This is a genomic window from Exiguobacterium sp. s163, from assembly GCF_018617135.1.
Lineage (GTDB): Bacteria > Bacillota > Bacilli > Exiguobacteriales > Exiguobacteriaceae > Exiguobacterium > Exiguobacterium profundum.
Map to the genome: position 1 here is coordinate 585,781 of NZ_JACSJN010000001.1, position 12,488 is coordinate 598,268.

Consider the following 12,488-nt stretch of genomic DNA (forward strand, 5'->3'; position numbering starts at 1 on the left):
TTAGTATAAGAAACCTGTAAGGGTATCGTCTATCTTTATGCTTGTTCGAGTGTCCGTTTGAACGAACGGACCGTCTCTGTCAACGTGTCGACCGAGAGATGGAAGGCGTTCGCACAATTTTCGAGAATCAATGCGTCCCGTTTCGTATAAAACATCCAGACGAGCGCAGCGGCCGATGCCGTTACGTCCATGAATGATTCATCAGACAACAGAAGCGTCGCGAAACGTTCATAGAAGTCGCCCTCTAGGCTCATCCGTTCCGCTTCTGATACATGTGCTTCAGCCAAGACGAGCGCATCAAACGCACGCTTGATCCGGACGTCTCCTTTGAACGGTTGCTGACAAAGGTCGGCACGACACATCTCTGCGAACGCACGGACCGTCCCGTTTTCCGTCACCGCATTCGTGAGCGCAAGCGCTTCGAACGCTTCGTCATCTTTTAAGTTGGCGATGATTCGGATAATCTCGATTCGAGCCAAGTCGCTCTCTTGACGGAATCCTTGGACGAGCGCCGAACGAAATTCGAGGTTTTCTCGAATGTCGAAGCTTTGTTTCTCTTCAAACTGTTTCATCTCTTCATTGTTCAAGTAGGTGGCTGCCTCTTCAAGTCGTCCTGTCTTATAGGCAGACACGCTGAGCCAATGCCCAAACAGTGGGTCCCCACGGAATCCGCGGTCTTTCAATAGACGCAGTTCTTCATATGCACGGTCGTAATGTCCGACAAGCGCGAGTGTCGTCGCCAATTTATAACGTAAGTCAAATTGGAGTGGACGGACACGTGTAAGCGGTGTCGACAACTGAAGGGCCACTTCCGATTGACCCGCTTCATGGAGCAAGAGAATCGTGTTCAAGATTGCATGCAAGTTGCCAGGATTTTGGTCGAGCACGTATTCGAGCGTCCGGAATGCCGCTTGGTCATCACCAAGGTAAAAATTGACGACCGACAGATTGTTGTATGCTGGCCAAAACGATGGATATTGACCGATGAGACGCTCGAGTGTCGCCTTTGCCGCAAACAATCGTCCTTTATCGATTTGACGCTGCGCTTCCGTATGCCACGTGATCAATTCGTCTTCTTCCTCGTCCTCGAGCTCTTGTTCGAGTTCGATCAGTTCAAGAAGGGATTGCACAGCTTCCGTGAAGTGACCTTTTGTGTCACGGGCGAGATATTCGGATGCATAGTGCGCCGCTTCCTCATATTGAGAGACATAGGCACAGTTGCTTGCTAAGTGATACAGTGCCTCTGTTGCGGTCTCATCGAGCTCTAATACTCGTTTCCACACGTCATTGGCGTGGTAGACCTCCCCTACTTCAAATAACAGTTCTGCGTACTGTTTATGATAGTCGACGCGATGCGTGGCTGCCGCTGTCGCTTCAGCCATGAAAAAAGTCGCTTCATCCAGGCGACCTTCACGTAACGCACGACGACCTCTATAGTAGTGGAGCTCCGCAGCGAGCGGAGATTCTGGTTCGGGTAGCGTCATTACTGCTTCATAGTTCGCTTCCATATTCTAAATCCTCCACATCATCTCTAAATCTTTTTTAGTTGCAGGGATAAGAATACCGCACTCGAACAACGAGGGCAACTGAAAAAGTTAAAAAAAATTGCGACTATATTCCCTCTATAATGAATATTTTTTACTAGGTTCAAAAATTGTTTTTGAACGAAAATATGATGGCTTCATTTCTGTACATTTATCCATGAAAAAGCGGCATCTCTTTAAAAAAAAGTGATACCGCTCAAGTATTATTGATTCTGTACGAACAAAATGCTCATGAAAACATTTTGCGAAAAATTGTGTCAAATATGTGTCAACGATTGAAGCTTTGAACCGATGACCCGCTCTCCTGGTAAGACGTCACGGTGCACCACCGCGCCCGCGCCGATGACGGCACCGTCCCCGATGGTTACCCCTGGCAGGATGGTAACGTTCGCACCGATTAATACGCCATCACCGATGATGACGTCCCCGATCCGATACTCGTCTACGAGATACTCATGACAGAGAATCGTCGAATTGAATCCGATGACCGTATTGCGACCAATCGTGATACGTTCCGGGAACATGACGTCCGGTGTGACCATGAGAGCAAGGGCACTATATTCTCCGATATTCATCCCGAGGAACGTCTGGTAAAGCCAACGCTTTGCCTTCACCGACGGAAAGTAACGACCGACCAGAACGACCGTCGTGTTTTTGAAGACACGCAGAAAGCGAATCGTCTGATACATTTGCCAAAGCGGATTCGGTCCCTCGATGTGATATCGTGTCGTCTTACGCATGAATACTGACCTCGTCTAGCCACGCCTCGAAATGTTCCATCGAGTCGATGATGACGTCCGGTTCGAGCGATTCGAGGAATGGACGCCCTTTGAGGGCCCAGCCTACAGCGACCGTCTTCGTTCCGGCATTTTTCCCGCTGAAGATATCCGTGTCGTTGTCTCCGACCATGACGGCGCGTTCTGGTGACGAACCGAGCGCCTTGAGCGCACGTTCGACCGGTTCGGCGTGAGGTTTTTCGTTCTCGACGTCATCCGCCGTCACGACGACATCAAACAAGTGGTCGATGTTGAACAATCGAAGCCCGCGCTCGACGACCGGACGACCTTTCGACGTGACGACGCCCATCTTGTATCCTTTCTCATGGAGGCGGTATAGCCCTTTGATGACCCCTGGATACTCCGCGACGAGTTGGTCATGCATGGCGATGTTGAAGCTCCGATAGAAGGCTTGCATCTCTTTCCATTCCGGCTCGTTGAGTTCACGGAACGACTTTTCGAGCGTTGGTCCGATGAATCGATAAATGTCTTCATCCCGATACGTTTGCTCTGGGAAGTAGTAGTCGAACGTATGGCGGAAACTCGCGATAATGAGCGGGTTCGTATCGAGTAATGTACCGTCTAAATCAAATAAGAGCGTATCCATTAATCAAACAATCCTTTCTCTGATGGGTCGTTGTACCGTTTCGCGTTGCGGCGAAGGATCATCATGACGATACCGAATAAGATCAAGGCGATCGACACCATTTGGGCCGCACGCAAATCTCCTGACATGAGACTGTCCGTACGAAGTCCCTCGATATTGTAGCGACCGATTGAGTACCAGATGAGGTACGACAAGAAGATATAACCACGTCGTGGATTGCCAATCATGCGCCACGCGACGAGAAGGATGACCCCGATGATATTCCATACACTTTCATATAAGAAGGTCGGGATATAATAAGTCCCATCAATGTACATCTGATTGACGATCCAGTCTGGTAGCATGAGCGTATCTTGCAAGAAACTACGCGTCGTCTCGCCACCATGTGCCTCTTGGTTCATAAAGTTTCCCCAACGCCCAATGGCTTGTCCAAGAAGAAGCGATGGCGCCAAGATGTCCGTCACTTTCCAGAACGACATCGACTTTCGCATACAATAGACGATGACGACAAGGAGAGCACCGAAGATGGCTCCATGAATGGCAATCCCACCTTGACGAATGTCGATGATTTGTCCGAGGTTCTCTGAATAATAATCCCATTGGAACGTCACGTAATAAATGCGCGCGAAGACGATGCTGATCGGAATCGACCAGATGACGACATCCACGAGTCGTTCTGAATCATAATTGATACGTTTTGCTTCGTATAAGGCGAGGACGAGACCAAGCATCGCCCCAAAGGCGATAATCATGCCGTACCAATAGATTGGCAAAGAGCCAATCTCAAACGCCACACGATCAAATGTCGGTTCTACCATGCTCACAAGTCTCCTTCAGTATCCTGAATCGCGTTCGCGAGACGTTCTGCGAACTCTTCAGCCGTATTGATTCCCATATTTTGCAGACGATAGTTCATCGCTGCGACCTCGATGATGACTGCCAAGTTTCGACCAGGTCGAACGGGGATGGTCAAGAGAGGAACTTCACTGTCGATGATTTTCATCGTATTGTGGTCGAGTCCGACACGGTCGTATACTTTGCCCGCGTCCCAGTTCTCCAAGTTGACGATGAGACTGATCTTTTTATGCGACCGAACCGCACCCGCACCGAACAACGTCATGACGTCGATGATGCCAATCCCACGAATCTCGAGCAGGTGACGAATGAGCTTCGGTGCTGATCCGACGAGGAGATGGTCCCCCGTTTGACGAATCTCGACTGAATCATCGGCGACGAGGCGGTGCCCCCGTTTGACGAGTTCAAGTGCCGTCTCAGATTTCCCGACACCACTCTGGCCCTTGATGAGGACACCGACACCGTAAATGTCAACGAGCACGCCGTGCATCGCTGTCATCGGTGCGAGTTCCATCTCTAGGAAGTTCGTGATTTGTGATTCGATTGAGGTCGTCACCGCATTCGTCCGCATGAGCGGGACGTTTGCTGCTTCCGCCTCTTCTTCAATTTCTTTTGGAATATCGAAGCCACGCGTGATTAAAATTCCTGGCGTCTGTTCCGTACACAAGATTTTAGCTCGTTCACGACGCTTCTCTTCCGAGAGGCTCGCATAGAATGTCAACTCCGTCTTCCCAAGCACTTGCAGGCGGTTTTTGGCATAGTGCGTATAATAGCCAGCAAGGACGAGACCCGGTCGACTCAGGTCGGGTGTTGCGACCGGTCGATGAAGTCCTTCCTCTCCCGCAATCACTTGAAGTTTAAAACGCTCAACAACTTGAGCGGTACGTACGATATTTTGCATCAGTATCTGCCCCTTTCACGCTCATTATTGTATCATAGCTCTTTCTAAGACGGGCTAGGGAAGTGATGAAGAACGTGTCAAAAAATTGTTGAAACCATCCTATTACACCGTTCGTATGTAGGGTATAGGTTAACTAGGAGGTGGAATAATGGGAGGTTTATTCGGAATTGTCATCTTATTTGCGCTAGTGATTGGAATTGGGTCACTCGTTTACATCATCAAATCGTTAATCGATATGTGGAAAGAATATGCTGCGACGAAAAACGAGACGATCTTGCTCTTGTTCATCTTGAACATCATCGGATTCTTCTTGTCCGGAGCGCTCATCTCCATGATTGTCGCCATCATCTTCTATTGGAATCGCTCGAAGTCGATGCGCCTTCTTGGAATCATTCTCTTGATTGTCGGACCGATCCTCTTCATCGTGTTTGCTATCAGCGCCTTCACTCTGTTTGATACACAGATGATGGATTGGCAACAGATGGAGTACGAAATGAATCTATAATCAAAAAATCCCGAAGGCTCAGCCTTCGGGATTTTTTTATTGTTGATGGAACGGATTGTTCAAATCGCCCGGGTCGACAGGATCGACCGGGTCAGCCGGTTCCACTTTATCTTCATCGAGGAATGTGGATGGCGTATAGACCGAACCGTGCTCCAAATCGATTGTACCGGTACGCGTCCCCGCCTCGACTTCGATACGAGGGGTTTGACCGCGACCTGATAAGAATTCTAGACGACGCTGTGCGACGTCCTTGCGGTCACGGATGATTTCAAGCTCATCAAGCAAGCAATGCAGACCACCGAAGTTCGTCTCGAGCTCCCCTTCGACCTCGACGCCGTGTGGTAATACGAGTCGAATGTTCCCGGCGAGTGACGCGAGTTCAAACTTCGCAGGACGAGCTGTCGCCAGTTCCGCGCGGATGTTTCCGTTCCCGGTCTTGAGGGAGGCTTTATTGTACTTCCCACCGACGATGACGGCACCGTTTCCGGTCCGAACGTGAACGAATTCCGCTTCGACACCTTCGACCTCGACCGTCCCATTCCCAGTGTTCAGTAATAGTTCGGATGCATGCACGTCATGGAGCACGACACGCCCGTTTGCGGTTTGCACACGAACGTTCTCGACATCGAGACCATCGGCCCGGACTTCACCGTTCAACGTTTGAACAAGAAGATGGTTGAAATGGTGGTGCGGGACGTACAGTTCCACGTGGGCCCGGACGAGTTTATCACGGAGCGAAACGACGAGACGATCCCCGATGACAGAGTGCTTAACCGCAGACTGTAACTGTTCGAGCGCCTTATCCGCGTCTTGTTGGCGAAGCGGACGACCCGTGACAATCAGTTCACAATCTTCGGCATCAGACGAAACAATTGTCGCCGACGCGTTGAACAGGTCGAGCGAGATATCGCTACCTGTGAACGGGAACGACTTCGAATACGTCACTTCCGGACCAAAGTTCGAGCTGAATGAAAAGTCGCTGTCGCGAAGTTTCGTCACGAGCCCTTCCACTGCAGATGTCAGTTTCGTTGTGAGCGATTCAACCGAATAGGCATCGACCTTTTCTGTATCCTGTCGCTCTTCAAGCGCTTGAACCTGTTCCGGTTCAAGTCGCTCGAGACGTTCGAGTTGCGTCATCGCCTCCTCGATCGTCATCTTGCCTTCCTTCACTTGCTGGAGAATCAGTTCACGCATTTCTTGTTTCACGTTCGTTTTCCCCCTTCAATTTGGTTGCACGTCAATTACCTTCCCGTTTCTCACCATTTCTATACTTATTTCTTTTTTCCTGCTTTCGGTTTCACTCGGGCTGCATCTCGTTCGAGAACCGGCTTCAAATACTTACCGGTATACGAGCCTGACACTTCCGCGACTTCTTCTGGTGTCCCCGTTGCGACGATGAGTCCGCCACCATCTCCACCCTCTGGTCCGAGGTCAATCAAATAATCTGCCGACTTGATGACATCGAGGTTATGCTCGATGACAAGCACCGTGTCCCCGTTCTCGACAAGACGTTGCAACACTTTCAACAAGCGCGCGATGTCGTCGACGTGAAGACCGGTCGTCGGTTCGTCCAGAATATAAATCGTTTTCCCGGTCGACCGTTTATGAAGTTCCGAAGCGAGTTTGACACGCTGGGCTTCCCCACCCGAAAGTTCCGTCGCTGGCTGACCGAGTTTCATATAGCCAAGACCGACGTCATAAATCGTTTGAATCTTCCGCTTGATTTTCGGAATCTTGTCAAAGAATTCGAGTCCTTCCTCAATCGTCATATCAAGGACGTCTGCGATCGTCTTCCCTTTGTACTTCACTTCGAGCGTTTCACGATTATAGCGTTTCCCGTGACAGACCTCACACGGAACGTAGACGTCAGGAAGGAAGTGCATCTCGATTTTGATGATCCCATCCCCACGACATGCTTCACAGCGCCCGCCTTTAACGTTGAAACTGAAACGTCCCTTCTTGTAGCCGCGCATCTTCGCTTCATTCGTCGAGGCGAAGACGTCACGAATATCATCAAAGACACCCGTATACGTGGCCGGGTTCGAACGAGGGGTCCGTCCGATCGGGGATTGGTCGATATCGATGACCTTATCGATATGCTCAAGTCCTTCAATCTTCTTGTGCTTGCCTGGCTTCGCTTTGGCCCGGTTCATATTGTGCGCGAGCGATTTATAGAGAATCTCATTGATGAGGGTCGATTTACCCGATCCCGAGACCCCTGTTACGGCAACGAACATCCCGAGTGGAATGGAAACGTCGACGTCTTTTAGGTTGTTCTCTTCTGCTTTGACGATCTTTAAGAAACGTTCGTCTGGCATCTTCCGTTCAGCCGGAAGTGGGATGAACTTCTTCCCAGCAAGATATTGACCGGTGAGCGAGTTTTTATTTTTCATCAGTTGTTTCGGCGTCCCGGCCGCAATGACCTGTCCGCCATGTTCTCCTGCGCCTGGTCCGATATCGATCAAGTAGTCGGCTTCCATCATCGTGTCCTCGTCATGCTCGACGACGATGAGCGTGTTGCCGATGTCCCGCATCTGTTTGAGGGTCGAAATCAACCGGTCGTTATCACGTTGATGAAGACCGATGGATGGTTCGTCAAGGACATACAAAACACCCGTGAGACGAGACCCAATTTGTGTCGCGAGACGAATCCGCTGCGCCTCCCCACCCGAGAGTGTTCCAGCGGCACGAGAGAGCGTCAAGTAGTCGAGACCGACGTTATTCAAAAAACTGAGTCGTTCCCGAATCTCTTGGAGGATGAGACGGGCGATGGCGATCTCTTTCTCGCTCAACTGCTCGTTGAGTCCTTCAAAGAACGCGAGTGCGTTCACGACCGATTTCTCCGTCACTTGCCCGACGTGCTGACCCGTGATCTTGACGGCGAGCGACTCTTCTTTCAAGCGATAGCCGTGACATGTCGGACACGCATGTGTCGCCATGTACATTTCCATCTGCTCACGGATATAGTCGGATGTTGTCTCCCGGTAACGGCGCTCGATGTTACGGAGCACCCCTTCAAAGAAAATGGTATTCGTCCGCACTTGACCGAAGTCGTTCTCGTAGCGGAAGAGGAACGATTCCTCCGAAGATCCGTTCAAGACGAGGTCCTGATCACGTTTTGATAGGCGCTCGAACGGCACGTCCATGTCGATGTTGAAATGCTGGCACATCGCAGCCAAAAGTTGTGGATAGTACTGGGAACTTGTCGGTTGCCATGCGGCAATCGCCCCCTCTTTCAACGTCTTCGACGGGTCCGGGATGACGAGTTCTGGGTCGACGTCTAGTTTCGTCCCAAGACCATCACACGTCGGACATGCACCGAATGGCGAGTTGAATGAGAACATCCGAGGTTCGAGTTCGCCGATGGAGAACCCGCAGATCGGACAGGCGTGATGCTCACTGAAGAGAAGCTCGGTGCCATCCATCTTATCGATAATGACACGGCCGTCCGCAAGACGTAATGCCGTCTCGAGTGAGTCGGCGAGGCGCCCTTCGACGTCAGGTCGGACCACGAGGCGGTCGACGACGACTTCAATCGAATGCTTCTTGTTTTTATCGAGCTCGATCTCATCCGTCAATTCAATTGTTTCACCATTGACACGGACACGAACAAATCCTTCTTTTTTCAAGGAGTCGAATACTTTCACGTGCGTCCCTTTTCGACCCGATACGATTGGCGCAAGAATTTGGAGTCGCGTCCGTTCCGGCAATTCCATCACCTGGTCGACCATCTGTGAGATCGTTTGACTCGAGATCTCGATGCCGTGGTTCGGACAGACCGGCTTCCCGATTCGTGCGAACAATAGACGAAGGTAATCATAAATCTCGGTCACCGTCCCGACCGTCGACCGTGGGTTACGACTCGTCGTCTTCTGGTCAATCGAGATGGCCGGACTGAGCCCTTCAATCGTATCGACGTCTGGCTTATCCATCTGTCCGAGGAACTGTCGGGCATATGCGGATAAGCTCTCGACGTAACGACGCTGTCCTTCCGCATAGATCGTATCGAACGCAAGTGACGATTTCCCGGAGCCGGACAAGCCCGTCAAGACGACGAGCTGGTCACGTGGGATATCGATGTCAATATTTTTTAAGTTGTTGACGCGTGCCCCTTTGATGACAATCGCATTTTTCTTTTCAGCCATTTAATTCCCTACCTTCAACTCCAAGATTAAGTCACGCAATTCGGCCGCACGTTCGAACTGGAGGTCGCGCGCCGCTTGCTTCATTTCTTCTTCCAACTTGGCAATCGCCGCCTCGCGTTCGGCCGGCTTCATCGTACTGAGCGATTCGAGTGCTTCCTCTTCCGCCTCGACCGTTGCCCGAATGACCCCTCGGACGTCCTTTCGAATCGTCTGCGGGATGATTCCATGTTCTTCATTATAAGCCTGTTGAATCGACCGACGACGATCCGTCTCTTCGATGGCCCGCGCCATCGAGTCGGTCACCTTGTCCGCGAACAGGATGACGTGTCCGTTCGCATTACGCGCCGCTCGACCAATCGTCTGGATGAGCGAGCGATCCGAACGAAGGAACCCTTCCTTGTCCGCATCGAGGATCGTCACGAGACTGACCTCTGGAATATCGAGACCCTCCCGCAACAAGTTGATCCCGACGAGCACGTCATACTTCCCGAGCCGAAGGTCACGAATGATTTCGATTCGCTCGAGCGTCTTGATCTCGGAGTGCATATAGTTGACCTTGATTCCCGCTTCGCGTAAGTAATCGGATAGGTCCTCTGCCATCTTCTTCGTGAGCGTCGTCACGAGCACGCGCTCGTCGCGCTTGATGCGTTCGCGAATCTGATCCATCAAGTAGTCAATCTGACCTTTGATCGGATGAATCTCGATTGTCGGATCAAGTAACCCGGTCGGACGGATGATCTGCTCAATCATGTTCGGCGTATGTTCGAGTTCGTACGGACCTGGTGTCGCCGAGATGAAAATCGCTTGTGAGACTTTCTTCTCGAACTCATCGAACTTGAGCGGACGGTTATCCTTCGCCGAAGGGAGACGGAAGCCGTGATCGACGAGCACTTGTTTCCGTGCCTGATCCCCGTTGTACATCCCGCGTACTTGCGGGAGCGTCACGTGCGACTCATCGGCGACGAGTAAGAAGTCTTCTGGGAAGTAATCGAGTAGCGTATACGGAGTCGAGCCTTCTGGCATCAAGTTCAAGTGGCGCGAATAGTTCTCGATTCCTGAACAATACCCCATCTCACGCATCATTTCCAAATCGTAATGCGTTCGTTGCTCGAGTCGTTGCGCTTCTAGGAGCTTCCCTTCTTCGCGGAACTTCTCAAGTTGTTCCTCAAGTTCCGCTTCGATGTTGACGATTGCCTTTTGCAATTTTTCGTCGCGTGTGACGAAGTGGGATGCCGGGAAGATGGCGACGTGATCACGGTCTGCGATGATTTCACCCGTCAACGGATCCATCTCACGGATACGGTCGATCTCGTCTCCGAAGAACTCGATGCGCATGCAGTGTTCGTCACGCGATGCTGGGAAGATCTCGACGACGTCCCCGCGGACACGGAAACGTCCACGCTGAAAATCGATATCGTTTCGTTCATATTGAATGTCGATGAGTTTACGTAACATCTCGTCACGTCCCATCTCTTTCCCGACGCGAAGGCTCAAGACGAGGCTCCGATATTCTTCCGGGTTACCGAGACCATAAATACAGGAGACAGATGCGACGATGATGACGTCATCGCGCTCAAAGAGAGCCGACGTCGCCGAGTGACGCAGCTTATCGATTTCATCATTGATTGAAGCATCCTTCTCAATGAACGTATCCGTCGACGGCACGTACGCTTCCGGTTGATAGTAGTCATAGTAACTGACGAAGTACTCGACCGCGTTGTTCGGGAAGAACTCTTTGAACTCCGAGTAGAGCTGACCGGCGAGCGTCTTGTTATGGGCGAGGACGAGTGTCGGCTTCTTTACTTCTTGAATGACGTTCGAAACGGTAAACGTTTTACCCGTACCCGTTGCACCGAGGAGCGTCTGATACCGGTCACCTCGATTTACACCTTCGACAAGCTGTCGAATCGCTTCAGGCTGGTCGCCTCCTGGTTGAAATTCAGATTGTAATGCAAACGGAATCGATTCCATAAGATACTCCTCACCTTCTCATTTCATAAGTGTCTTGATTATACCATAGACACGAACAAATATTCGCTTATTAGTTTGTAGGTTAATTCATTTTATTTCTTTTTTTCATTCAATCCATTGTTCATTTCTTTTTCCTTTACTGTCTCAAAAGAAACATCTTGTTCCATCCAAATCATCACATCAAGATTTCAACAGAATCACTTTTGTGGCATAAAGCATTGCACTTTTCAGATTGGACTATGTCCCTAGTAAATTGGAATGCTTGAAATATCCGAAAAAACCATCCACTTCGTGAACGTTTCGCTCTGCTTCTTAATTCTTTTGCGAAGTTTACAGCTGTAAATGTGAACATTTGTAGGAAAAAAGTAGGATTTTTAAAAAACACTGTTTTAAAACGCTTACATTTTGGGCATATAATGAAGTGGTAAGTCAAATTGCATAAGGGAGAAAGGGGAGTATCACATGTCAGCATTTGTCAGTGAAATTATTGGTACGATGCTATTGATTCTGCTCGGTAACGGTGTCGTCGCCGGCGTCGTCCTCCGCCATTCCAAAGCGGAAAACTCTGGCTGGATTGTCATCACAATGGGTTGGGGTCTTGCCGTTATGGTCGGGGTCTACGCAGCCGGAATTTACGGAGGCGCTCACATCAACCCTGCCGTCACGATTGGTCTCGCGACAGCAGGCGAATTCCCATGGGCTGATGTCCCACTTTATATCCTCGCTCAGTTTATTGGAGCCATCATCGGGGCATGTTTAGTGTATGTCCACTACAAGCCGCACTATGATGCGACAGACGATCCTGGTTTAAAACTGGCGACGTTCTCGACAGCTCCAGGTATTCGAAGCACGCCGTACAACTTGATTGGTGAGATTATCGGAACATTCGTCCTTGTCTTTGCATTGTTGTCATTCGGGGCAAACACATTCGCAGACGGACTCAATCCACTCATCGTTGGTTTCTTGATTGTATCGATTGGTCTTTCGCTCGGTGGTACGACGGGATATGCGATCAACCCGGCACGTGACCTTGGGCCACGTATCGCACACGCATTCCTTCCAATTAAAGGAAAAGGATCTTCAGATTGGGGTTATTCATGGATCCCGGTCGTCGGTCCGATTATCGGTGCGATTATTGCCGCACTCATCTACGGTATTCTCGTCCCTTAACACATAATTTTGAA

General features: G+C 50.4%; 10 protein-coding genes. 2 read left to right on the forward strand and 8 right to left on the reverse strand.

Annotation, left to right across the window (positions count from 1 at the left end; translation table 11 throughout):
• Positions 1-35 precede the first annotated feature (35 nt).
• The 5 genes from KNO71_RS03110 to hprK form a co-directional block, all read right to left on the reverse strand.
• The gene (locus KNO71_RS03110; protein WP_214687186.1) at positions 36-1,508 is read right to left on the reverse strand and encodes a tetratricopeptide repeat protein; all 1,473 of its coding nucleotides are present in this window, start codon (positions 1,506-1,508) and stop codon (positions 36-38) included.
• Between the two features lie 293 nt (positions 1,509-1,801).
• Positions 1,802-2,284, reverse strand: coding sequence for an acyltransferase (locus KNO71_RS03115; protein WP_074036278.1), 483 nt, complete (start codon positions 2,282-2,284; stop codon positions 1,802-1,804).
• Entirely contained in the window at positions 2,277-2,927 is a 651-nt protein-coding gene (ppaX, locus tag KNO71_RS03120) for a pyrophosphatase PpaX (RefSeq protein WP_078147311.1), read from the reverse strand. The genes KNO71_RS03115 and ppaX overlap by 8 nt, the downstream gene beginning before the upstream one ends.
• Complete coding sequence (lgt, locus tag KNO71_RS03125) at positions 2,927-3,745, reverse strand: prolipoprotein diacylglyceryl transferase (RefSeq protein ID WP_078147312.1); 819 nt, start codon at positions 3,743-3,745, stop codon at positions 2,927-2,929. The genes ppaX and lgt overlap by 1 nt, the downstream gene beginning before the upstream one ends.
• 2 nt (positions 3,746-3,747) lie before the next feature.
• Positions 3,748-4,683: an HPr(Ser) kinase/phosphatase gene (hprK, locus tag KNO71_RS03130; RefSeq protein WP_214687188.1), complete on the reverse strand. Its 936-nt coding sequence runs from the start codon at positions 4,681-4,683 to the stop codon at positions 3,748-3,750.
• Positions 4,684-4,831: 148 nt separating this feature from the next.
• On the opposite strand from hprK, the gene KNO71_RS03135 reads away from it, so the two are divergent.
• On the forward strand, positions 4,832-5,188 hold the full coding sequence (locus tag KNO71_RS03135) for a hypothetical protein (RefSeq protein ID WP_214687190.1): 357 nt from the start codon (positions 4,832-4,834) through the stop codon (positions 5,186-5,188).
• Between the two features lie 36 nt (positions 5,189-5,224).
• Here KNO71_RS03135 and KNO71_RS03140 read toward each other — a convergent pair whose 3' ends face one another.
• The 3 genes from KNO71_RS03140 to uvrB all read right to left on the reverse strand — a co-directional run bounded on the left by KNO71_RS03140 (position 5,225) and on the right by uvrB (position 11,304).
• Positions 5,225-6,394: a DUF4097 family beta strand repeat-containing protein gene (locus tag KNO71_RS03140; RefSeq protein ID WP_214687191.1), complete on the reverse strand. Its 1,170-nt coding sequence runs from the start codon at positions 6,392-6,394 to the stop codon at positions 5,225-5,227.
• Between the two features lie 65 nt (positions 6,395-6,459).
• Complete coding sequence (gene uvrA, locus KNO71_RS03145; RefSeq protein WP_047795081.1) at positions 6,460-9,333, reverse strand: excinuclease ABC subunit UvrA; 2,874 nt, start codon at positions 9,331-9,333, stop codon at positions 6,460-6,462.
• Positions 9,334-11,304, reverse strand: a complete 1,971-nt coding sequence (gene uvrB / locus KNO71_RS03150; RefSeq protein ID WP_214683870.1) for an excinuclease ABC subunit UvrB — start codon at positions 11,302-11,304, stop codon at positions 9,334-9,336.
• A gap of 462 nt (positions 11,305-11,766) precedes the next feature.
• Here uvrB and KNO71_RS03155 point away from each other — a divergent pair, with 462 nt between their 5' ends.
• Positions 11,767-12,474 carry an MIP/aquaporin family protein gene (locus KNO71_RS03155; RefSeq protein ID WP_047795079.1) on the forward strand — a complete coding sequence of 236 codons (708 nt, stop codon included), beginning with the start codon at positions 11,767-11,769 and terminating at the stop codon, positions 12,472-12,474.
• The last annotated feature ends 14 nt before the right edge of the window (positions 12,475-12,488 follow it).